Source organism: Pseudofrankia coriaricola, assembly GCF_001854805.1.
In the GTDB taxonomy this organism is placed as follows: Bacteria; Actinomycetota; Actinomycetes; order Frankiales; family Frankiaceae; genus Pseudofrankia.
Window position 1 is genome coordinate 28,561 of record NZ_MBLO01000223.1, and the last position, 20,915, is coordinate 49,475.

A 20,915-nucleotide genomic window follows, 5' to 3' on the forward strand; every position below is an offset into this window, starting at 1 on the left:
CCTCGACGCAACCAGGGAGAAAAGATGAAGCGGAAATTCCTTAGATCAGTCACGGCCGTCGCCGCCGTCGCCGCGGTCGCCGCCGTCGGCCTGGCGGCCTGCGGGTCGAGCGACTCGCCCACCGCGAGCGGCAAGAGCGTCGCGAGCGGGTTGATCCTCGGCGGTCCGCCGGAGTTCAAGACGCGGGCCGACGGCGTGCCCGGCCTGGAGAAGAACTACGGCGTCACCTTTGGTAAGTTCACCGTTACCGACACCGGTGGCCCGGTCACCGTGACGGCTCTGAAGAACGGGCAGATCGACGCGGCCGACCTGTTCACCACTGACCCCTCGATCGCGGCCAACGACTTCGTGATTCTCACCGACCCGAAGAGCAACTTCGCGGCCCAGAACATCGTGCCGGTAATCAACAAGGCCAAGGCGACGGACGGCGTCAAGACGACTCTCAACGCCATCCAGGCCAAGCTCACGACGTCCGGGCTCTCGGCGCTGCTCACCAAGGTGCAGACGGACAAGCAGGACCCGGATGCGGTGGCCAGGCAGTGGCTGTCCGACAACGGTCTTGCCGCCACCGGCACCGCGGCCTCGGGCGTCAGCCTGACCATCGGTTCCGCCAACTTCCCGGAGAACGTGATCCTCGCCGAGATCTACGCGGAGGCGCTCAAGGCGCAGGGCGCCTCAGTCAAGACCACGCTGAACATAGGCAGCCGGGAGAAGTACTACGCGGCGCTCAAGGACGGCTCGCTCGACCTGTTCGCCGAGTACACCGGCACGCTCCTGCAGTTCATCGACGCGTCCGCCACGGCCACCAGCTCCGCCGACGTGTACGCCGCGCTGGCAAAAGCCCTGCCCGCCAACCTGATCGAGCTCGACCAGGCGACCGCCCAGGACAGCGACGCCATCGTCGTCACCAAGGCGACGGCGGACAAGTACCACCTCGTCTCCATCGCCGACCTGGCCAAACTGGCCAGCTGAACCCCGCGGCCGCGCTCCAGCCCGTCCAGTACCGACCGCTCTGGTTCGGTCGGTACTGGACGGTGGTTGCACACAGCTACCCAGCCCGTCGAGCGAGACCGCACGACCTCCCAGCATGACGCGGCAAGGTCACCCACCGCGCCCCTGGGGCCGGTCGGACGGGCGCTCACAGCCGGGTTGGCGGCGGGGCCTCCTGCTCGGGCCCCGGGAATCGGATCGGCACCGTCGCACGCTCGACACCGTCCCGTGCGGCGGTCGCCTGGTCGGGTGCCCCGCCGACCAGCGACTGCGTCCGGTGCGAGCGCCAACCCTGCCCCCTTGGGCCCGCCGCCGGTAGACCCGCGGGGCCGTGGACGGCGCTGCGCCGCGGGTTGTCGACGTGCACAGCCACACTAGCGGGCGTGCTTGCGGAAGACCGGGAGGCGGAAGGCGCCGGCGTCGTCTTCGCACTCGATGAACTCGACCTCGACGGGCATGGCCGGCGTCATCTCGTCTCTGGTGAAGCCGACCGGATTGCTGACGAAGAGCGGGCCTTCGTCAAGCTCGACGAGGATGGTGTCCCAGGGCAGCGGGATCTCCCAATGGTACCGGTGCTCGAACGTGGCCCAGCTCACGAGCTCGCCGGTACCGGCGACACGTCGCCAGTCCAACTCGTCACCGCCGCAGTGCGCGCACCGCGTGACCGGGGGCCAAGCGAAGGAGCTACAGCCAGTACACCGCTGCAGCCGCAGCTCGCCCCTGTTGCAGAACTGCCAGAACTCGTCGTGGACACCCCCGAGAAACCGGTTCGGTCTGCGCTCGGGCACGGTCACCCTCCCCGCGTGAACAGGAGCGGGTGCGCGGACTCGGTCGTCGCCATCGAGAACAACGACGTCGTCACGTCGTCGACCTGACGGCCACCCGCCTCGTGGCGCAGCTGGCGGACCGCCTCCACGACATGGTTCCACCCGTGCATGTACGCCTCGGACAGCAAGCCGCCGCTCGTGTTCGTCGGCAGCGCGCCACCGAGGTCCATCTGGCCGTCCTTGCAGAACTCCAGGCCGGTACCGGCCTCGGCGAAGCCGTAGCCCTCAAGCTGCTCCACGAGGTGGATGCTGGATGCGTCGTAGCCCTGGAAATGACCCACGTCGGAACGGGCGAGGCCGGCCATCTCGAACGCCTGCCGCCCAGCCTCGGCGAAGTGGAGGCGAAGGCGCTCGCGCACCAGTTGGTGCATCTTCGCCGGGCCAGTCCTGGCGTGACCCCAGCCAGCCACCTCGACGGGGACATGCGGGAGGTCGGTCGTCATGCCCGTCCTGCGCATGATCAGGCAGACGGCCCCGTTGTTCACAAGACAGATGTCGAAAAGGCGCAACGGCCGGACGATGTAACGAGACGTGAGGTAGTCGTCGATCGTGAGCCGCGCCCGCATGATCGCGTTCTCGTTCCGCCCCGCGTGGCGCCGCAACGTCATGGCGACGCTGCCCAGGTCTGCCTCGGTCGCGCCGAAGGTGTTCATGTAGTGCTGGAAGATGAAGGCCCAGTGGGCAGCCTGGGAACTCCAGCCCCAGGGCGTGAAGTAGTAGTACGAGACCGGCGTCGCGCCCTCGTCACCGTAGGTCGCTCCGCCGTACACCCGTTGGGACGCCCTCGGCGCGGCGGCGTAGACGAGGGCGATCGTGTCGCATCTCCCCTCGGCGAGCGCCACCACGGCCGGCGGGATGACATGATCCATGATGTTGCCCTTGGCAACGGCGTACCGCGGCCGGATCCCCAACGCCTCCGCCACCTCCCGCGGCGCAGGGCCCCCGTACATGAAGCAGGCGTTCACGCCGTCGATGTCGTCACGCCCCAACCCCGAATCCGCCAGCGCCCGCTCGAAGGCCACCGCGGCAAGAGACAAACCGTCGGGTGCGACATACGTCGCTTCCTTCTGCCGGCCCGCCCGGTAGTCCTTGGCGTAGTCCGACTCGCCGACGCCGACGATGGCGGCCACCCGGGAAAGCTCCCGAGCGGGCTCCGTGAAACCCTCCGTAATCACCACTCCCACTTCTTCACCTTGATGCCGAGCTCACAGCTGAACGTCCGCCAGTCCTGAGCGATGGCCAGTCCTTCCTATTCCGGTGAACCCTCGGTGACGGCGCGGGCGGCGGCGATCAGGTGCGAGGGTCACGTCGCTTCGCGTCCGGCTGTTGCCTGCCACTGTGCCGCCGGCTGTTCGATCCGGTAGAGCCGTGCCGCGTTCTCCCCACAGGATCTTCCGGCGCGCTCCGGTCTCGACCTGCCTGAGCCCCGCGGTGATGGTCTCCTGGATGTTCTCGAACAGGCAGGTGGTGCGCGGGAAGTCGGTCTCGAACAGGATGCTGTCAACCGGCAGCAGCTCGAGGAAGTTCTTTGGCGCCGCCGACTTGCGCCGACGGACTCTGCTTGCAAACCGGACCCGGCCGCGTCCTGTCGGCTCATCATCGGTGAGTCGACCCGTGGCCGTCCTTGCAGGTTCGGCCAAGTGTCTGCCAATTTCGGCCAGACCTGTGTGCGCTGCCACCGCCGCCCCGGTGATCCGTGAGATGATCCAGTAAGCCAAGCGGTGGCCGATCAGCCGGACGTCGAACGACCCGATGCGCGGCCGGCATGTCCTGGCGCCGGTACCTCTTGGAAAGCCGGCTGCTGAAAGCCATAGCTCTGCTGGCCCAGGACGGCCAGAACGAGAACGTCAGCACCGTCGCACTCGCCGTCGGCCTCCAGAGCGTGAGCGCCTTCACCCGCGCGTTCGGCCAGTACACCGGGAGACGCCGACCGGCTACCGCGAGCGCGTCCACTCCAGCTGAACCCGTTCAGGCGGCGAACCGGATGGTGGAACCCCACCCCGGCGTGGCAGAAAGGGGCAAGCACTTGACCGTAGGCGCAAACCGGCGCTCCTGGACGGAGGACACCGTCAGGCCGGCGCCCTCATGCCCTGGAGAACGAACAAAGTCATTTCCCGGTGCAGCTCCGACACCGCGTCCTTTCCGTTGATCGGCAACGTCCGCTCCGCTGCGATGGTCATCGCCCCGAGGATGGCCGCCGCCACTGCGCGCGGCCTGGCGACCGGACGCAACGATCCGTCTGCCGCGCCCTCCTCCAGCAGCTTCACCACGGGCCGCAGGTAGGCACGCGACGCCCGCTCGATGAGTTCGGGACGTCGCGTGGCTCGACCAAGATCAAGCTGGAGCGCCCGAAGCGCGACCGGATAGGTCGCGTATATGTCGATCTGCGCGTAAATGACTCGGTCCAGCCGCTCCGCAGCGTTCCCCGGCCCGTTCAACGCGGTCGAAATAGCTTCCTCGAACGCATCGAAAACGACGCCGCACATGTGCGAGAAAACTGCTTCCTTGCCTTCGAAATGATAGTACAACGTCGCCCTCGGAATACCGGTGGCGGCCGAGATCTCGCTCATCTTCGCCCCGTCGAGGCCACGTTCGGCGAACAGTTCGGCGGCCGCCATCACCTTGGCCGAGATCGAATCCGGAACTGGTCGCATCGGACGTGTACCTCCCGGCTGGGGCAGCTCCTCGACAGAGCGTTTAAAATCCGATTCTATACGGCCGTCCTTGCGGCCGAGCAGGTTGGTCGCTGACGGTCACGTCACGCGCCGACGCGCCGCCCGCCGATCAGCCAGGTCAGGGCCCCGACAACGGGCGCCAGGACGACCCCGACCCGACCTGTCGTCAGCGCCCGGTCACCCGCCGTCGACAACGACGGTCCGCCCCGGTGACGTACTTCCGGGGTCGCCGGCGAGCCACCGGAGGGCGCCGACCACGTCGGCGGCGGTGCCTTCCTGTGGCAGCGGCCTCGCGGATCGCGACGTCGCAGGCCGCGGCGCCGACTGGTCAGGTAGCGCTGGGACTCCGGTGCCGGTCGACGAGCTCAGGCAGCCCGGCGCGTTGCACCTTGCCCATGGCGTTCACCGGCAGAGCGTCCACCTGCGACCAGATCTCCGGAACCTTGTACGGCGAGAGCTCGCGCCGGCACAGCTCGTCGAGCGCCACGAGGTCGAGCGGCGGGCCGGCACTCTCGACCACGGCGGCCACCCGCTGCCCGAGGCGCTCGTCGGGCACCGCATACACGGCGACCCTGGCGACGTCCGGATGCGTCGCGATGACCCGTTCCACCTCGAGCGGGTAGACGTTCGCGCCGCCCCGGATGATGACCAGCTTCTTGCGGTCCAGCACCGTCAGCCATCCGGCGGCGTCGACGGTCCCGATGTCGCCGGTGGGGACAGGGCCTGGCTCGATGGGTCGGACGCCGCCGCGCTCCCAGTAGCCGAGCAGCGGCGTCCATCTGCCCGCCCAGGCGCCGGCGGTGGTTCCGCTCAGCCGCAGCTCGCCGAGGTCACCCGCCGGCAGGCGGCGGCCCTCGTCGTCGTAGGCCGCGACGTCATAGTGCCCCAGCACCTGCCCGCTCGCGCGCGGACGCCACTCGTCTCCGGGCGGGTCGATCGACACCACGGTCGGCGCCTCGGTCAGGCCGTAGGTGACCCGGGGAACCAGCCCGTGCGCCGCGGCGAACGCCTCGCGCAGCGCGTCCGGGGTGTCGCTGCCGCCGCTCCACACCTCCCGCAGCGAGCCGAGGTCGAGGTCAGGGCGCCCGGCGAGGTCATAGAGCTGCGCGGGCGCGCCGTTCCACACCGTGACGCGCCGCGTGGAGATCCATTCCGCTACCCCTTCGAGGTCGCGCCGGTTCATGATGACGGCGCACCCGCCGGCCTGCGCGGTGAGCAGTGTGGACAGCACCATCAGGTTGAGGATCGTCAACGGGAAGCTGTCGCCCTTGCGCAGCTCGGGTCCCCAGCCTCGGGTCGCGACGAGGACCGCACCCGGAAGGAGCAGGTTGCGCTGGCTGTGCACGACCGCCTTGGGGCGGCCCGATGTCCCACTGGTGAACGCGATCCCGGCCGGCGCATCGAGGTCCAGCTCGACCGCGGGGGCCGCCTCGTCGTGGGCGAGGAGCTCCGCCCACCGATCGGGGTCGACACAGTCCGGCGAGGTCAGCCGGCAACGCGGTCCGGCCAGCACGACCGTTGGCTCGCAGAGGTCGTACAGATCCTCCTGCTCGGTCGCGGCGAGCGCCTCGCCGACCCCCGCCCAGACGGCCCCGATCCGTTGCGCGCCGTGGAAGGCCGCGACGATGTCCAGATCGTTGGGCAGGCAGGCGGCGACACGGTGACCGGGGCGTACCCCCAGCGACCACAGAGCGCCGGCCGCCCGTCGCGCCTGGCCGCCGAGCTCGGCGTACGACCACATGCCGGAGAACGCCTCGATCGCGGTGGCATCCGGGCGCGACGCGAGCGCCGCGTCCAGCACCTCGGCGATCGTGCCAGGGGCAGCCGCCCCCCGGCCAGCCGTCGCGGCCCCGGGGGCGCGATCCGGGCGCTGCGCTGAGTCGCGTGTGCTGTTCACGACATCTTGATACAACTATTCTTACAGGGATTCATCCGACACCCTCGATGGGCCCCTCTGAGGGACCGTCCGCCACCCGGATGCGGCTCGCGCCGGGAGCGACGACGGCGGTGCGCCGGTGCGCGCACCGGTCGGAGTCGATGATGCCTCAAAGCGCGTCAGATCCCTCTGGACGAGCCACGGGGCTAGCCAGCAGCGGGCGTCAGGACGCGCGGCACCGATAAAGCAACGCGAGCTGCGAGGAGTTCGCCTCGTTCCGGCTCCGATGGTCCGGCGAGCGCAAAACAGACGACCACCACAGCGATGGCGGTCTCTTCATCTAGGAGTGGTCGACACGTGACGGAAAATCGCTCCTGTGCTTCATACACCGGCTCGCGGCTGGTCACCGACCGCCGTAAGCGCCACGGCACGATACGTCGAGGCGCCGCGGCATGACGCACTCAGGTCCGCTGTCCGGAGTACGTGTCGTCGATCTGACCTCGATGGTCATGGGCCCCTACTGCACCCAGATCATGGCTGACATGGGCGCCGACGTCATCAAGATCGAGATTCCCGCCGGCGATAACACCCGCTACATCTCGGTCGGGCCGGAGCCGGGAATGGCGGGTGTCTTCGTCAACGTGAACCGCGGCAAGCGCAGCGTCGTCCTGGACCTTCGGTCCGACGAGGCCAGGGAAACGCTACGTGCCCTCATCCGACGCGGCGACGTGTTCATCCACTCGATGCGCGCGAAGGCGATCAACAAACTCGGGTTCGGTTACGAGGACGTGGCCACGCTCAACCCGTCGATCATCTACACCAACTGCTACGGCTACGGCCGCCGCGGCCAGGACGCGAATCTGACCGCCTACGACGACACCATCCAGGCGGAATGCGGCCTGCCGTCAGTACAGGAGCAGCTCACCGGCGAGGCCAGCTACGTCGGCACCATCATGGCCGACAAGATAGGCGGACTAACTGCCCTGTACGCCACCATGATGGCGCTGTTCCACCGCGAGCGGACCGGCGAGGGCCAGGAGGTCGAGGTCAGCATGTTCGAGACCATGGCCGCGTTCATGCTGGTCGAACATGCCAACGGCGCGATGTTCAGCCCTCCCCTGGGCCCAGCGGTGTACCCCCGCGCGGTCACCCCCAACCGGAAGCCCTACCGCACCAAGGACGGCTACATCTCCGCGCTGGTCTACAACGACAAGCAGTGGGTCGCGTTCGTCAATGCCGTGCGGCCGAGCTGGGCGGGCGAGCACTTCGCGACCCTGGAGCAACGAGCACGCCAGATCGACACCGTCTATGCCCGGCTGGCGGAGACCTTCCTGGAGCACACGACGCAGGACTGGCTCGATCTGCTCCGGTCCCTTGACATTCCCGCCGCACCCGTCCGCACCCTCGACGAGCTGTTCGACAACCCGCATCTGAATCAGGCGGGATTCTTCGAGACGGTGGATTCCCCGAATGGACCGGTGCGTTTCCCTGGCACACCGACGTGGTTCTCCCGGACCCCCGGCTTCATCGCCGGCCCTGCTCCCCGGCTCGGCGCCCACACCCAGGAGGTGATCGACGAGCTTGGTGCCACCGCGGAAGGGGCGGTCATCACCGGGCGGGCCGAGAGCTGACGGCGGTGGGCGACGCGGTCCCCCACCGCCCTTCGGTCACCCGCGGCCGTGCGGTCATCTCCCGGGTGGAGAGCGACCGCGGCGAGGTCGCGCGATGCGCCGCGTATCCGTCGCTGTCCGCGGCCGAGTGGAGCCGGCGCGGTCAGGGCGACGTCGCGGCAGTTGCTCGTACTGCCTGTTCAGTGTCCGATCCACCGGGGGGCACGCTTCTCCGCGAACGCCCTGGGCCCTTCCTGGGCGTCCTCGCTGTTGTAGCAGTGCTCGGAGGCGTACCTGGCGGCCTTCAGGGCCGCCGAACGCCCCATTTCGGTAGCGATCATCACCGTTTCCCGCGCGGCCCGCACCGAGAGCGGAGCGCCGGCGAGAATCTCACCGGCCAGCCCGAGCGCGGTGTCCATCAGCGCCACGGGTTCGGCGAGGCGGTTGACGAGCCCGATCTCGTGGGCCCGCCGCGCGGTGATCGGCCGGCCGGTGAGCAGGATCTCCATCATGATCCGCTGCGGAATCATGTGTATCAGCGGCGAGGCCCAGGGCGAGCTTCTGCCGACCTTGACCTCGGTGACCGCGAACCGCGCGCTGGTGCTGGCGACACAGAGGTCGCAGGCCTGCGCGATCATCCAGCCGCCGGCGAAGGCGACTCCGTTGACCGCCGCGATGGTGGGCTTCGACAGTTCGACCGTGTCGTACGGGAGGGCAAACATGTCGCGCGGCGGCACTCGCATTCCGGTCGCCACCATCTCCGTGAGGTCTCCGCCGGCGCAGAACGCCTGCTCGCCCGCGCCGGTGAGAATCGCGACGCGCAGCGCCGCCTCGCGCTCAAAGCGATACCAGGCGGCATCCAGGCCCTCGCGGACGTCGCGTGCCAGGCAGTTCCGGGTCTCGGGCCGGTTCAGGGTGATGACAGCGATGCCGTCGTCGCGGGCCTCGAACAGCACGGCCTCACTCATCAGAAACCTCTCCGCTGAATCGTGTCGGCTTCCCGGGCCAGCTCCTCCTGAAAGGAGGGATGAGCGACGGCGATCAGCCGGCGGGTCCGCTCGGCGAGGGTCTGGCCCCTGAGCTCGGCCGCACCGAACTCGGTGACGATCACGTCGACGTCGCTGCGCGCGGTGGTGACTGGCCCGGAGAGCCGGGCGGTGATCCTGCTGACCGTGCCGTTCTTGGCGGTGGCAGGCAGGGCGATGATGGCGTGGCCGCCCGGCGAGCGTGCGCCGGCGCGCACGAAGTCCACCTGGCCGCCGGTGCCGCCGAGGTACGCCGAGCCGTTCTGCTCGGCGTTCACCTGGCCGGTCAGGTCGACCTCCATCGCCGAGTTGATGGTCACCAGCCTGTCCAGCTGCGCGAGCACGCCGGCGTCGTGGGTGTAGGACGTCGCGCACATGCGGATCCGCGGGTTGTGGTCGGCGAACTCGTAGAGGCGTCTGGTGCCGATCAGCGCGCCGTTGATCGAGACCCCGGTGTCGATCCGCTTGCGCGCGTTGGTGACGACACCCGCTTCGACCAGTTCGATCAGACCATCGCCGAGCATGCCGGAGTGCACGCCCAGATCCGTGCGATCGTGCAGTTGGCGGAGGATGGCATCCGGCACGGCGCCGACCCCGGTCTGAATGACCGAGCCGTCCTCGATGTAGGTGGCGGCGTGCTTCGCGATGGCCTCATCGATCTCGCCGATCTTCGCCGCCGGCACCTCGACCGGGGGCCGCGAGACCGGCACGGCGTAGTCGATCTCGGATGCGGACACGTGCTCGCCGTGGGTGAACGGCACCTGGTCGTTCACCTCCGCCACGACGACGCGCGCATTCGCGACGGCCGCCCGCACGTAGTCGCTGATCAGGCCGAGACTGTGGTGCCCGTTCGCGTCGGCCGGGCTCACCTGGACGAAGGCGACCTCACACCCGATCAGCCCGGTCTCGATCATCGGCCCGACCTGGCTGACGTGACAGGGGATGACGCTGAGCCTGTGCGCCTTCGTCAGCGAGCGCAACACGCCGATCGCACCCATGCTGGACAGCGAGAAGCTGTTGGTCGCCGCCGGCGTGAACAGACCGGAGAAGCTGGTGGCGATGAAGGCCGAGAGCCCGTCGATGCCGCGGCCCTGCTCTATCAACGCCTCGACCAGCGAGGTCGGCTCACCGCAGGCCTGGCCCATCACGATGCGGTCGCCGGGGCGCAGGACCTGGCTGAGGTCGAGGTCGCCGGCGGCGGAGATCACCTTCATACGTCTCCAGTTCTCGGTTCGGTCCTTCTCCGACGCAGTAGGGCCTGGGTAGACCGGGTCCGCGCTGGCCTGACCGACCCGGCTGCCCGCGCTCGACGAGGCGCCACCGCGGCGGTCGGATATGGACACTTGGACCCCAAGTATGGAATGGTAGTCCAACTTCTGGTCGTCGAGCGTCGGGAGAGGTGAGGATGATGGGCTGGCCCGCCGCAGGTGACCGAGGCGGCGCCGCGCCGGTGCTCGGTTCCGACCGCGCCGCCCGGGTCAGCGCGGGATCTGGCCCTACCGTTGGACCGGGCGGGCAGCCCCACCCGGCGGTCATTTCCACCGTCACGCGACCGTTCGGCGCGCCTGCTCTTCACAGTCCGCCGCGAAAAAGCTCCTCGTATTCAGATCCACCAGACCCGGGCCTTGCTGAGCGAGTTTCTCGTACACCCACGCCAATAGTCTTCCTTAACGACGATGTTTCTGGGAGCCCGTCGCCATGTTGCTGCAAGGGGGGCGCTACACCAGCCCCACGTCCACCAGCCTCGCTGAGGGATGGAGCCTGGAAAGACTCACCCCACCGAGCCGATTATTCGGTGCGAACGGGCTGCGTACCGGTCCCGACGGCCGTATCTACGTAGCCCAGGTCGCCGGCAGCCAGATCAGCGCGCTCAACGTCGACACCGGCGAGTTAGCCACGGTAAGCGCGCAGGGCGGCGACATCGTCGCGCCCGACGATGTCGCCTTCGACGCCCAAGGCAACCTCTACGCCACGGAGTACTACGACGGGCGCGTGGCCGTGCGCGAGACCGACGGCAGCACTAGGGTGCTGCGCGACGACGTGCCGGGCGCGAACGGCATCACCATCCACCAGGGCCGGCTGTTCATCGACGAATGCCGCATCGGCGGCCGCCTGCTGGAGATGTACGCCGACGGCAGCGCTCCCCGGGTGCTGGTGGAGAACCTGCCGATGCCCAACGCCATGGAGTTCGGTCCGGACGGCAAGCTCTACTATCCGGTGCTGGGCACCAACGACATCTGGCGGATCGACGTCGACGGCGGCGAGCCCGAGCGGGTCGTGGGCGACCTGGGCGTCCCGGACGCGGTGAAGTTCGACGCCGAGGGCTACATCATCTCCACCCAGGTCGGCACTGGCGAGGTGCTGCGGATCAACCCCCGCAACGGTGAGCGCACCACCCTGGCCAGCATCGCTCCTGGGCTGGACAACCTGACCTTCGTCGGGGACCGGCTGTTCGTGTCGAGCTTCACCGGGCAGATCACCGAGATCCTCGGCGGCGGTGGCGGAACCCGACAGGTGCTGCCCGGCGGGCTGACCTGGCCGCTGGACCTCACCGTGGGGCCCGACGGCATCCTGTACGTCTCCGATGGCACCTACTTCTACTTCCTGCCGCCCGGCGGCGACCTGCGGATGATGGGCTTCCTGTTCAGCCCCGGCTGGCCGGGATACATCCGCGGGGTAACCGCCGTCGGTGAAGGCGAGTTCATCGTCTCCACCTCGAACGGCCAGCTCGCGCGGTGGCGGCCAGCGGCCATGGAACACGACATTCTGGCCGGCGAAACCGAGCCGTTCGACCAGCTCTACGGCGTGGCGATCGGGCCGGACGGCGGCGTGGCGGCCGCCGAGCTCGGCGCCGGCCGCGTGGTGTCCGTGCGGGGCGGGCAGGTCGCGACCCTGGCCTCCGGGCTGGACCGGCCGATGGGCGTGGCGTTCGCCGGGGACGGCACCTGCCTGGTCTCCGAGTCCGGCGCCGGTCGGGTCGTCTCGGTCGCCAGCTCCGGCGTCGACACGGTGGTGGACGGCCTGGAGACACCGCAGGGCATCCTCGTCCGCGACGGGAAGCTCCTGATCGTGGATGCGGGCGCCAAGTCGCTGGTCAAGGTCGACCTCGGCAGCAAGTCCCGGGCCACGATCGCCCGCGATCTGCCGGTCGGTCCCCCGCTCGGGGTCGAGCCCAAGCCGCTGAAGGGGCTGCAGCCGTTCTCCGGTCCGCAGGGCCTCTTCGCCGGAATCGCCGCCGGGCCGGACGGCACGATCTACCTGTCCGCTGACGCCGAGGGCAGCGTCCTGGCCTTTCGCCAGGACGGGTGAGCGCCCTCATGGCCAACGACCTCATCGACCTCGGCGGACGTGTCGTCATCGTCTCCGGCGCGGCCGGCGGTGGCATCGGTACCTCGGTGGTGAGCCTGGTCGCCCGCGCCGGAGCGACCGTCATCGCGGTGAGCCGGTCCCCGGTGAACCTCGACACCCACATCAAGCCCCTGGTGGCCCAAGGGCTCGCCGTCGTCCCGGTCGCGGCCGACGCCGCCACCGACGAGGGCGTCGCGACCGCGATGGCGGCCGCGGCAGAGGCGGACGGCGAGCTGTACGGGCTGGTCAACGTGGCCGGCGGCGCCGCGACGTCGACCTGGATGCCCTCGACCCGGGTCACCCGGGACGACTGGCGCGACCTGTTCACGTGGAACCTCGAGACGATGTTCTTCATGAGCCAGGCCGTCGCCGCCGAGCTGAAGCAGCGGGGCCGGCCGGGATCGATCGTCTCGATCTCCTCGATCAGCGGCCTGAACACCGCGCCGTTCCACATCGGCTACGGAACCGCCAAGGCCGCGCTGGTGGCGGCGACCCGCACCATGGCCGTCGAGCTGGCCCTGGACGACATCCGGGTCAACGCGGTCGCCCCCGGTGTGACCGCGACCCCAGCCTCGCGCACCTACGTCGACGAGGACCCCGAACGCGACGCCCGCGCCATCGCCATGGGCCGGCGCGCCCGCCCGGAGGAACAGGCCGGAGCGATCCTCTTCCTGCTGTCCGACCTGTCCTCCTACATCACCGGGCAGACGATCCTGGTCGACGGCGGTCTCAATCTGAAATGGACCCACCTCGGCGCCGACAACACCTCGCTCTTCCTCAAGGACGAGGGATTTCGCGCCGCTGTCACGCGCTGACCCAGGACGATCTCACCAGCGTTTCCTCCGACACCAGTCGTAACCGAGGCGCCGACCCACCCATGTACCGATTATCTCCCGGCGCGGGTTGGAGAATGTCATGACCGAAACTGTCGACAACGTCCAGCGGGCGGTTTCCGCGCCGGCGGAGGCGCTGGCACGACCGATGACAATCGGCGTCGAGGCCTATCTCTCCGAGGAGTACGCCCGGGCCGAGCGAGACAAGCTGTGGACCAATGTCTGGCAGCAGGTCGGCCGGGTCGAGGAGATTCCCGGGGTCGGCGACTTCCTGACCTACGAGATCCTCGACGACTCGCTCATCATCGTACGCACGGCGGCGGACAGGATCCGCGCGTACCACAACGTCTGCTCGCACCGTGGCCGCCGGCTGGTGGACACCCCGGACGGCGCTCGTAACGCACACGGGCAGCGCCGGCAGTTCGTCTGCGGCTTCCACGGCTGGCGGTACAGCCTGGAGGGCGAGAACACCTTCGCGGCCGAACGCGAGGACTGGCCGTGCGGGCTGACCGACGAGGTCATCAGCCTCAAGCAGGTCCAGGTCGACACCTGGGGCGGCTGGGTCTGGATCAACCTCGACCCGGACTGTGAGCCGCTGCGGCAGTATCTCGAGCCCGCGGCCACCCTGCTCGACCCCTTCCAGCTGGAGAACATGCGCTATCGCTGGCGGAAGTGGCTGGTCTTCGACTGCAACTGGAAGGTCGCCCTCGAGGCCTTCATGGAGACCTACCACGTGCCGTACACCCACCCGGAGTTCATGAACTTCGGGAACTTCCTCGGGTGGGCCCGGGCGCAGGGCAAGCACAGCAACATCGGCTACGACGCGCCCAAGGGCATGGACGAGAACCAGGCAAAGCTGCGGGTCGGCAGCGGCCCCGACGCCCGGCGCTCGACGATCGAGCTGCAGAACTTCACCTGGGAGAACTCGAACACCAACACCACTCGGACCCTTGTCGACGCCGCGCGGCGGCTGACCGAGGAGCTGCCGGAGGGAACGCCGCCCGGTGAGGTCCTGGCGCACTGGTTGGCCTCGGCGCGCCGCGACGACGCCGCGCGCGGAGTGATCTGGCCGACCGTCGACCCGCGGGACGTCGCCCAGGCTGGCACGGCGTGGCAGATCTTCCCGAACTTCCAGATCGGCCACGCGCTGAACAACATGCTGTGCTACAGCGCCCGGCCGTTCGGCTACGACCCCGACAAGTGCATCTTCGAGGCCGCGGTGTACGAACTCTTCCCTGCCGGCGAGGAGCCGGCGACCGAGTGGGAGTTCACGCCCGCGGACGACCCGCGCTGGCGCACCGTCCTGCCGCAGGACTTCTCCAACATGGCCGCCGTCCAGCAGGGGATGAAGTCGCGCGGCTTCTCCGGCCCGAAGCCGAACCCGTACCGCGAGCGCAGCGTGGTGAACCTGCATCACAACCTGGCCACGTACATGGGAACGGGTGCGCCGAGCGATCTCGCCTGATCGCCGGAAACGCCGTCCCCACGACGAACGACCCGCACAAGAGCCCTGAGGCGAGGACTTCGCATGCAGAACTGCGCACCCACGCAGACGCCAGAGATCGACCATGACGCGCTGCGGACCAGGTACCTGGCGGAGCGGGACAAGCGGATCCGCCCCGAGGGGCAGAAGCAGTACCTCGTGGCCGAGGGCGACTTCGAGGAGTTCTTCGAGGCCGACCCGTACACGCCGACCGTGCCGCGCCCGCCGATCTCGGAGAGCATCGACGTCGCGATTCTCGGCGGCGGCTGGGCGGGGCTCACCGCCGGCGTCCGGCTCAAGGAGGCCGGTGTCACCGACTTCCGGATCCTCGAGCACGCCGGTGACTTCGGCGGCGCGTGGTACTGGAACCGCTACCCCGGCATCCAGTGCGACACCGAGAGCTACTGCTACCTGCCGCTACTCGAGGAGACCGGCTACATCCCGAAGGAGAAGTACGCGCGCGGGGACGAGTGCTTCGAGCACGCGCAGCGCATCGGGAAGCATTTCGGCCTGTACGACAAGGCCATCTTCAGCACGCGGATCACGTCGCTGGAGTGGGATGGGTCGATCAAGCGGTGGCGTATCGGGACCAACCGGAACGACGACATCCGCGCCCGCTTCGTCGTCATGTGCCAGGGCCCTTTCAACAAGCCGAAGCTCCCCGGCGTCCCCGGCATCGAGGAGTTCAAGGGCCACACGATCCACACCGCTCGCTGGGACTACCAGTACACCGGCGGCGACCTGTTCGGCGGCCTCGACAAGCTCGCCGGCAAGAAGGTCGCCGTGATCGGCACGGGCGCGAGCGGTATCCAGGCGATCCCGCACATCGCCGAGACCGCCGAGCACCTCTACGTCTTCCAGCGCACAGCGTCCTCCATCGCCGAGCGCGGCGACGTCCCCACCGACCCCGAATGGGTCAGGACCCTGCGGCCGGGGTGGCAGAAGGAGCGGCAGCGCAACTTCCACACCGCGGCGTACGAGGCCTTCGCCCCAGGCCAGCCCGACCTCATCTGCGACAACTGGACCGAGATCAGCCGCAATCTGCAGGCGCATCTGGACGCCACCAACGGCTGGGCCGCGCTGGCGGACCCGGTGACGTTCATGGAGCTTCGGGAGATCGTCGACTACCAGGTGATGGAGCGGCTTCGTCAGCGCATCGACGCCGCCGTCGACGACCCGGCGACCGCGGAGGCGCTGAAGCCCTACTACCGGTTCCTGTGCAAGCGGCCGTGCTTCAACGACGCCTACCTGCCGACCTTCAACCGCCCGAACGTCTCCCTCATCGACGTATCGAGGTCGAAGGGCGTCGAGAGGATCACCACGGGCGGCATCATCGCCGACGGCGTGGAGCACGAGGTCGACTGCATCGTCTTCGCCAGCGGTTTCGAGATCACCACGGATCTCGACCGCAGGCTCGCCATCCACCCCTTCACCGGCCGCGACGCCCTCTCGCTTTACGACAACTGGGCCAAGGGCTACCGCACCCTGCACGGCACGATGACGCACGGCTTCCCCAACCAGTTCTTCACGGGGTACATCCAGGGTGGTATCACGGCGGCCGTGCCGGCGATGTTCGAACAGCAGGCCGTCCACATCGCCTACATCATCAAGGAGACGCTGACTCGCGGCGCCTCCGTCGTGGAGCCCACCGCGGAAGCCCAGGACGAGTGGGTCGCGACGATCCGGGCGTCCGCGATCGACAACACCAACTACGCCCGGGAGTGCACCCCCGGCTACTACAACAACGAGGGCGAGCAGGAGATCCGCTCGGTTCTCGGCGACCCCTACTGGCCCGGCTTCTACGCCATGGAGGAGCTCCTTCAGAGCTGGCGCGACGCGGGCGACCTGGCAGGCCTCGAGCTGGACAAGTGACGAACACCGGGCCGGTGGCTCCTGTCGTGAGAGGAATCTCCCGTGGCTGAACTGAGATTCGACGACCGCGTGGCCGTGGTGACCGGTGCCGGTCGGGGCCTGGGCCGTGCCTATGCCCTGTTACTCGCCGCGAAGGGGGCGAAGGTCGTCGTCAACGACCCGGGCGTGAGCACGCGCGGCGACGGCGTCGACGCGGGTCCCGCGCAGGAGGTCGTCAAGGAGGTCGCGGCGGCCGGCGGAGAGGCCGTCGTCTCCACCGACTCGGTGGCGACCCCGGCGGGCGGCCAGGCGATCATCCAGGCGGCACTGGACCACTTCGGCCGGCTCGACGTCCTCATCCACAACGCCGGGACCCACCGCCCGGCGTCGCTGTCGGAGATGGCATACGAGGACTTCGAGGCCGTCGTGGACGTCCACCTGCGGGGTGGCTTCCACGTGGTCCGGGCCGCGTTCCCGCTGATGTCCCAGGCGGGCTACGGCCGGGTGGTGCTGACCTCGTCGATCGGCGGCCTGTACGGCAACCACGGGATCGCCAACTACGCCACGTCGAAGGCGGGCATGATCGGACTTTCCAACGTGGTCGCGCTGGAGGGGGCGGCCTCGGGCGTGAAGTGCAACGTCATCGTCCCCGCCGCGGTCACCAGGCTGGCCGAGGGGATCGACACCTCGGCCTACCCACCCATGGGACCGGAGCTGACGGCGCCGGCGGTGGGCTGGCTGGCGCACGAGTCCTGCTCGATCACCGGCGAGATCCTGGTGTCGATCGCCGGCCGGCTGGCCCGGGCCTTCGTCGGCGAGAGCCCGGGGGTCTACCGGCCCTCCTGGACGGTCGAGCAGGTCGCGGCGGACATCGAGCGCATCCGCGACGTCCGGGACCCCTGGGTGCTGCCGGTCGTCCCCTCGGCCCACGTCGACCACATCGTCAACAGCTTCGCGATGGCCACGAAGGGGTCTGACCACCAATGAAGGTGAAAGTCTACGAGCGCATCCTGCACCTGTTCGAGGCCGAGGGAATCAACACGATCTTCGGCATTCCGGACCCGAACTTCGTGCACATGTTCCACCTGGCCGAGGAACGCGGCTGGAACGTGGTCGCCCCGCACCACGAGGAGGCCGCCGGCTTCATGGCGGAAGCGGTCTCCCGGATGACCGGCAAGGCCGCCGTGTGCGTCGGCACGCTGGGCCCGGGTGTCGCCAACCTGGCCGGCGCGATGATGTGCGCGAAGGTCGAGAACTCGCCGGTCATCTTCCTGGGCGGCCAGCGTGCCCGGATCACCGAGCAGCGGGTCCGGCGCGGCCGTATCCAGTTCGTGCGGCAGGCCGAGCTCTTCGAGCCCTCGGTCAAGTACTGCGCCAGCATCGAGTACCCGGACCAGACCGACGAGGTCGTCCGCGAGGGCCTGCGCAGGGCGCTGTCGGGAACTCCCGGCCCGGTCTACATCGAGTACCCCTCCCACATCATCCAGGAGGAGCTCGACGTACCTCCGGCGGCGGAGCCCAGGAAGTACCGCCTGGTCAACCAGACGGCCGGCGCGGATGTGATCGCCGAGGCGGCGGAGCTCATCCGCGCGGCCAGGCAGCCGATCATCCTTGTCGGCCACGGCGTGCACACCGCCCGGGCCGGGGAGTCGGTCAGGGCCCTCGCGGACCTGATGGCCTGCCCGGCAATCCAGACGTCCGGCGGCACCTCGTTCATCAAGGGGCTCGAGGACCGTACCTTCCCCTACGGCTTCTCGTCGGCGTCGATCGACGCCGTCGTGAAGTCCGACCTGTGCCTCGCCATCGGCACGGAGCTCGGCGAGCCGGCCCACTACGGCCGGGGACGGCACTGGGTCGCGAACGAGGCCAACCGCAAGTGGATCCTCGTCGAGCAGGACCCCGCGGCGATCGGCGTCAACCGGTCGATCGACGTGCCGCTCGTCGGTGACCTGCGCGCGATCGTCCCGCAGCTCGTCGAGGCGCTGAGGGACACGCCGCGGACCGCGACGCCGGAGCTCGCGGCCTGGATCAGGCAGGACGCGGACCAGCTGGCGGAACTGGCGGAGACGGCGCCCTCGGGGATGTCCCCCGTGCACCCGGCCCGACTGATCGTCGAGGCGACCAAGGACTTCCCGGCGGATGGCATCATGATCCGCGACGGCGGCGCCACCACGATCTTCGGCTGGACCTACTCGCAGGCGAAGCCGCATGACGTGATCTGGAACCAGAACTTCGGGCACCTCGGCACCGGGCTTCCCTACGCCATCGGCGCCTCGGTGGCGGACGACGGCAGGCGCCCCGTGATGCTGGTCACCGGCGACTCGTCGTTCCAGTTCCAGATCGCGGAGCTGGAGACGGCCGCCCGCCTGAACCTGCCGCTGGTCTGCGTCGTGGCCGTCGACTACGCCTGGGGTCTCGAGGTGGGCGTCTACAAGCGGACCTTCGGCCAGGGTTCGCTGGAGACGGGCACGCACTGGAGCACGGCGACGCGCTTCGACAAGGTCGCCGAGGGCTTCGGCTGCTACGGCGAGTACGTCGACCGCGACGAGGACATCGCCCCCGCCATCAAGCGGGCCTGGGCCAGTGGCAAGCCTGGCGTCATCCACGTGGTGGTCGACCCGAAGGCGAACTCGGAGGAGATGCCGAGTTACGACGAGTTCCGTACCTGGTACGCGGAGGGAACGCAGTGACCCGCCGCGCCATCCGGTCGTTCGACAGTTCAGCGGGACGAACGGGGAGCGATCAGGATTTTCCGTCGCGCCGCCGGCGGCCTCAGTCCCCGGAGACACGGTTGGGCCTCTCACGAGCGGAAGCGGCGGAGACATGCGCGAATATCTGAAGTTCTACATCGGCGGACAGTGGGTCGACCCGGCCGAGTCGCGGACGTTCGACGTCGTGAACCCCGCGACCGAACAGGTCGCCGGGAAGGTCGCCGCCGGCTCGGCCGCCGACGTGGACCGGGCGGTCGTGGCCGCCCGCGCGGCCTTTCCCGGTTACGCGGCGACGAGCGTCCAAGAACGGGTCGAGCTGCTCCAGAACATCCTCGACGTGTACCAGAAGCGCGCGGCCGACCTCGGCGTGGCACTGACGGAGGAAATGGGTGCGCCGGCCACGCTCGCGGGCGGGTTCCAGGTCGGTCTCGGCGCCGGGCACCTGACGACGGCGATCGAGAACCTCAGGAACTTCGCGTTCGAGGAGCAGCGTGGCGCCACGCTGGTCGTCAGGGAGCCGATCGGGGTCTGCGGCCTGATCACGCCGTGGAACTGGCCGATGAACCAGATCGCGGTGAAACTCTTCCCGGCGCTTGCCACCGGCTGCACCGTGGTGCTCAAACCGTCGGAGCGCTCGCCGTTCACCGGGCAGATCTTCGCCGAGATCCTGGCGGCGGCCGGCATCCCCGCCGGTGTCTTCAACCTGGTCCAGGGCGACGGGCCGGGCGTCGGTGTGCCGCTGTCGTCGCACCCCGATGTCGACATGGTGTCCTTCACCGGTTCGACTCGGGCTGGCGTCGAGATCGCCCGCAACGCCGCGCCCACCGTCAAGCGGGTGACTCAGGAGCTGGGCGGCAAGGGCCCGAACATCCTGCTCGACGACGAGACCTTCGTCGAGAACGTCGTCAAGGGCGTCGGCGGCGTGATGGGCAACTCCGGCCAGACCTGCAGCGCGCCGACCCGGATGCTGGTGCCGAGCGCGCGGATGGACGAGGCCATCGCCATCGCGCGGACGGCGGCCGAGAACACCACGGTCGGCGACCCCAACACCGAGGTCGCGATCGGGCCGGTGTCGTCGGGCTCCGCGTTCGACAGGATCCAGACGCTGATCCAGAAGGGCATCGACGAGGGCGCCACGCTGGTGGCCGGCGGCACCGGACGTCCGGACGGGCTGACGAAGGGCTTCTACGTCAGGCCCACCGTCTTCGCCAACGTCACGAACGACATGACCGTCGCTCGGGAGGAGATCTTCGGGCCGATACTGGTGATCATCGGCTACGACAGCCTCGACCAGGCCGTCGAGATCGCCAACGACACCGAGTACGGCCTGTCCTCCCAGGTCGCCGGCAAGGACCTCGCGCAGGCCCGGGCGGTGGCGCGGCGGATCCGCTCGGGCTGGGTGGTGGTCAACGACGCGTTCGACTTCCAGGCCCCGTTCGGGGGCTACAAGAAGAGCGGTAACGGGCGCGAGTGGGGCGACCTCTCCTTCCACGAGTACCTCGAGACGAAGGCCATTCTCGGATACTCGCCGGAGGAGGCCGGCTGATAGAATGAAAGATGGTCCGACTACTGTCCGACCGCGGCACCAGGTGTTAACCAGGCCCGCCCAAGGGAAGATCCTCCGCATTCTTCGCCTCGTTTTCCGACCTGAGACGCTGACTGCGCCGTAGTTTTTGTTTAAACCCG

The 20,915-nt window shown here is 68.9% G+C and carries 17 protein-coding genes; 10 read left to right on the plus strand and 7 right to left on the minus strand.

Annotation, left to right across the window (positions count from 1 at the left end):
- Positions 1-24: 24 nt before the first annotated feature.
- Positions 25-972, plus strand: a complete 948-nt coding sequence (locus BCD48_RS51585; protein WP_071051244.1) for a glycine betaine ABC transporter substrate-binding protein — start codon at positions 25-27, stop codon at positions 970-972.
- 392 nt (positions 973-1,364) lie between these two features.
- On the opposite strand, the gene BCD48_RS27285 is transcribed toward BCD48_RS51585, so the two are convergent.
- The 3 genes from BCD48_RS27285 to BCD48_RS54130 are packed head-to-tail and all read right to left on the minus strand — an operon-like array spanning position 1,365 to position 3,535.
- The gene (locus BCD48_RS27285; protein ID WP_131804112.1) at positions 1,365-1,778 is read right to left on the minus strand and encodes a Zn-ribbon domain-containing OB-fold protein; all 414 of its coding nucleotides are present in this window, start codon (positions 1,776-1,778) and stop codon (positions 1,365-1,367) included.
- 2 nt (positions 1,779-1,780) lie between these two features.
- Positions 1,781-3,001 (minus strand): thiolase family protein, encoded by a 1,221-nt coding sequence (locus BCD48_RS50820; protein ID WP_131804113.1) that lies wholly within the window; start codon positions 2,999-3,001, stop codon positions 1,781-1,783.
- 21 nt (positions 3,002-3,022) lie between these two features.
- Positions 3,023-3,535: a hypothetical protein gene (locus BCD48_RS54130; RefSeq protein WP_241842022.1), complete on the minus strand. Its 513-nt coding sequence runs from the start codon at positions 3,533-3,535 to the stop codon at positions 3,023-3,025.
- A gap of 47 nt (positions 3,536-3,582) precedes the next feature.
- Here BCD48_RS54130 and BCD48_RS54135 point away from each other — a divergent pair, with 47 nt between their 5' ends.
- Positions 3,583-3,966 (plus strand): helix-turn-helix domain-containing protein, encoded by a 384-nt coding sequence (locus tag BCD48_RS54135; RefSeq protein WP_241842023.1) that lies wholly within the window; start codon positions 3,583-3,585, stop codon positions 3,964-3,966.
- On the opposite strand, the gene BCD48_RS27295 is transcribed toward BCD48_RS54135, so the two are convergent.
- Both BCD48_RS27295 and BCD48_RS27300 read right to left on the minus strand, forming a co-directional pair.
- Positions 3,887-4,471 carry a TetR/AcrR family transcriptional regulator gene (locus tag BCD48_RS27295; RefSeq protein WP_071051247.1) on the minus strand — a complete coding sequence of 195 codons (585 nt, stop codon included), beginning with the start codon at positions 4,469-4,471 and terminating at the stop codon, positions 3,887-3,889. The two genes, BCD48_RS54135 and BCD48_RS27295, sit on opposite strands and share 80 nt — an antisense overlap.
- Positions 4,472-4,820: 349 nt before the next feature.
- A complete protein-coding gene (locus tag BCD48_RS27300) occupies positions 4,821-6,389 on the minus strand; it encodes a class I adenylate-forming enzyme family protein (protein WP_083419276.1) in 1,569 nt (522 codons plus the stop codon).
- A 431-nt stretch (positions 6,390-6,820) separates the two neighbouring features.
- Here BCD48_RS27300 and BCD48_RS27305 point away from each other — a divergent pair, with 431 nt between their 5' ends.
- Entirely contained in the window at positions 6,821-7,999 is a 1,179-nt protein-coding gene (locus BCD48_RS27305; protein ID WP_071051249.1) for a CaiB/BaiF CoA transferase family protein, read from the plus strand.
- A gap of 179 nt (positions 8,000-8,178) precedes the next feature.
- On the opposite strand, the gene BCD48_RS27310 is transcribed toward BCD48_RS27305, so the two are convergent.
- Together BCD48_RS27310 and BCD48_RS27315 are read right to left on the minus strand one after the other, a co-directional pair.
- Positions 8,179-8,946 carry an enoyl-CoA hydratase-related protein gene (locus tag BCD48_RS27310; protein ID WP_071051250.1) on the minus strand — a complete coding sequence of 256 codons (768 nt, stop codon included), beginning with the start codon at positions 8,944-8,946 and terminating at the stop codon, positions 8,179-8,181.
- The gene (locus tag BCD48_RS27315) at positions 8,946-10,346 is read right to left on the minus strand and encodes an acetyl-CoA hydrolase/transferase family protein (protein WP_491677176.1); all 1,401 of its coding nucleotides are present in this window, start codon (positions 10,344-10,346) and stop codon (positions 8,946-8,948) included. The genes BCD48_RS27310 and BCD48_RS27315 overlap by 1 nt, the downstream gene beginning before the upstream one ends.
- Positions 10,347-10,701: 355 nt before the next feature.
- On the opposite strand from BCD48_RS27315, the gene BCD48_RS27320 reads away from it, so the two are divergent.
- The 7 genes from BCD48_RS27320 (at position 10,702) to BCD48_RS27350 (ending at position 20,775) form a co-directional block, all read left to right on the plus strand.
- A complete protein-coding gene (locus BCD48_RS27320) occupies positions 10,702-12,312 on the plus strand; it encodes an SMP-30/gluconolactonase/LRE family protein (protein ID WP_071051252.1) in 1,611 nt (536 codons plus the stop codon).
- An 8-nt stretch (positions 12,313-12,320) separates the two neighbouring features.
- Positions 12,321-13,166 (plus strand): SDR family NAD(P)-dependent oxidoreductase, encoded by an 846-nt coding sequence (locus tag BCD48_RS27325; protein ID WP_071051371.1) that lies wholly within the window; start codon positions 12,321-12,323, stop codon positions 13,164-13,166.
- 100 nt (positions 13,167-13,266) lie between these two features.
- Positions 13,267-14,649, plus strand: coding sequence for an aromatic ring-hydroxylating oxygenase subunit alpha (locus BCD48_RS27330; RefSeq protein WP_071051253.1), 1,383 nt, complete (start codon positions 13,267-13,269; stop codon positions 14,647-14,649).
- A gap of 63 nt (positions 14,650-14,712) precedes the next feature.
- On the plus strand, positions 14,713-16,539 hold the full coding sequence (locus tag BCD48_RS27335) for a flavin-containing monooxygenase (protein WP_071051254.1): 1,827 nt from the start codon (positions 14,713-14,715) through the stop codon (positions 16,537-16,539).
- 42 nt (positions 16,540-16,581) lie between these two features.
- Positions 16,582-17,505 (plus strand): SDR family NAD(P)-dependent oxidoreductase, encoded by a 924-nt coding sequence (locus BCD48_RS27340; RefSeq protein WP_071051255.1) that lies wholly within the window; start codon positions 16,582-16,584, stop codon positions 17,503-17,505.
- Positions 17,502-19,208, plus strand: a complete 1,707-nt coding sequence (locus BCD48_RS27345) for a thiamine pyrophosphate-binding protein (protein WP_071051256.1) — start codon at positions 17,502-17,504, stop codon at positions 19,206-19,208. Before BCD48_RS27340 ends, BCD48_RS27345 begins: the two co-directional genes overlap by 4 nt.
- A 133-nt stretch (positions 19,209-19,341) precedes the next feature.
- Entirely contained in the window at positions 19,342-20,775 is a 1,434-nt protein-coding gene (locus tag BCD48_RS27350) for an aldehyde dehydrogenase family protein (RefSeq protein WP_071051257.1), read from the plus strand.
- The last annotated feature ends 140 nt before the right edge of the window (positions 20,776-20,915 follow it).